This window comes from Mesonia sp. HuA40, from assembly GCF_008017835.1.
In the GTDB taxonomy this organism is placed as follows: domain Bacteria; phylum Bacteroidota; class Bacteroidia; order Flavobacteriales; family Flavobacteriaceae; genus Mesonia.
The window spans coordinates 1-2,033 of the sequence record NZ_VRLT01000051.1; the positions used below are offsets into that span (position 1 = coordinate 1).

1 protein-coding gene and 1 pseudogene are annotated in these 2,033 nt (G+C 32.0%); both read left to right on the top strand.

All coding sequences use genetic code 11. The features are described from left to right. Nucleotides 1–80 precede the first annotated feature (80 nt). The gene (locus FT993_RS08645) at nt 81–1,580 is read left to right on the top strand and encodes a T9SS type A sorting domain-containing protein (RefSeq protein ID WP_147862150.1); all 1,500 of its coding nucleotides are present in this window, start codon (nt 81–83) and stop codon (nt 1,578–1,580) included. Between the two features lie 335 nt (nt 1,581–1,915). Further along, nucleotides 1,916–2,033: pseudogene (locus FT993_RS08650) on the top strand (FKBP-type peptidyl-prolyl cis-trans isomerase); the annotation flags it as partial.

Consider the following 2,033-nt stretch of genomic DNA (forward strand, 5'->3'; position numbering starts at 1 on the left):
ATAACGGCATTCAGCAATTTTTGATTAAATTAAACTAATCATTATCAGATTTTTGGGGTGAATATTAAAAACATCTCTAAATGAAAAAAACATTACTCTCATTATTTTGCTTAGCTAGTGCTAGCCTTTTTGCTCAAAATGTACACATCCCAGATCCAGATTTAAAAAATGTTTTAATTAGTAATACAGGAATAAATACTAATGGAGATGGAGAAATTAGTTTTGCAGAGGCACAGGCTTTTACCGGTGTAATTTCTGCTCCTAATTTAAACATTCAAGATCTTACCGGTTTAGAGGCTTTTACAAATATTACGGAAGTATTCTTAGCTAATAATAATATTAGTTTTGCCAATTTTACTGCTAATACAGCTTTAACTAAAATTTCAATAGCCTTTAATCCATTAACAACTTTAGATGTAACAGGACTTACCAATCTTATCACATTAGGAGCAGACTACACGCAAAGTCTTGCCTCGATAGATTTAAGTACCAATGTAAATTTAGAGGCCTTAAGCTTAAATAACAATCAATTAACCTCTTTAGATGTTTCTAATAACTCCAACTTAGTTTATTTGTCGGCTGGGCTTAATCAATTAACAACGATAGATTTAAGTAATAATCCAGCTATTGAAATGTTAAACTTGCACATAAATAATTTGAGCAGTTTAGATTTAAGCAATCAAACAAATTTAACTGTGTTTGCTATATATTCTAATAATTTAACTGCTTCTAGCTTAACCTTACCCAATACATCAATCGTTACCATTGCTTATTTGAGTGATAACCCATTAGGAAGTATAGATGTAAGTAGTTTTACTAATTTAGAAAAATTAAAAGTAAACAATACCAATCTTAGCACAATAGATCTTTCTAGCAATACCGTTTTAGAAGAATTAGAGGCAAATACTAATAATTTTACTTCTATAGATCTTTCTTCATTAGCTCAGCTTACAAGTTTAAAATTAGTAGAAAATGATCTTACCAGTATAGACTTATCTAACAACCCGGTACTTTCACAATTGTATATAGGAGATAACGATTTAACTTCTTTAGATGTTACAAATAATCCAAACATATATCACTTAGAGCTACAAGATAATCTTTTCTCTAGTATAGATGTTTCGATGCTACCATCTTTAAACACTCTTTATGTTTCAGATAACGCTAACTTACAAATTATAAATATGGCTAACGCCAATAATACTTCAATTTATCAATTTAATGCAACCAATTGTCCTAATCTTTCTTGTGTGCAATTAGATAATGGGTTTACGCCTCCTGCCACACAATGGATAATGGATCAAGACCCTAACACTATTTATAGTTATACGACTTGTACTTTAGGGATTGAGCAAAATATTTTAGATACCATTTCTATCTACCCAAACCCCTCGGCAGGTAGCGTAAATCTAAATGGAATAGATCAAGTTGATGAAATAAGCGTTTTTTCTATGGCCGGTAAAAAGGTTCATACCACTAAAGAATTAAAGATGAATTTGAATCACCTGTCAGCTGGTGTTTACTTTATTCAAGTAAAAGCAAATCAGCAAAATAAAACTTTTAAATTCATTAAAAACTAATCCAATCTATTTGCAGTGCATTCAGCTTAACCAGCTGGGTGCACGCTCTTTAAATTCATTTTAAGCTATGAGACTTATATTACAATGCTTATTCTTATTAGGCGGCAGTACAACTTTTCAGGCTCAGTTTTTTAAAAAAATGAAAAAAACTTATGAAGTGTTGCTTTAATCGCTTTTGCAGCATTGGCAAGCTGCTCGTCTGATGATGATGCAAATACAAATGCAGATGAAAGCCTGTATGTAAAATTTAACGATGTTTCGTTTAAACAGGCGCTGGTCGACAACCCGGCTGTCAACATACCATTACTCAAGAAGGTAAAGGACCAAAACCCAAAAAAGGTAATACCGTTTCTGTACATTACAAAGGCATGTTAGCTGATGGTACTGTATTTGATTCGTCTTTTAAACGTAACCAACCTATACAGTTTCCTGTAGGAATGGGGCACGTGATTG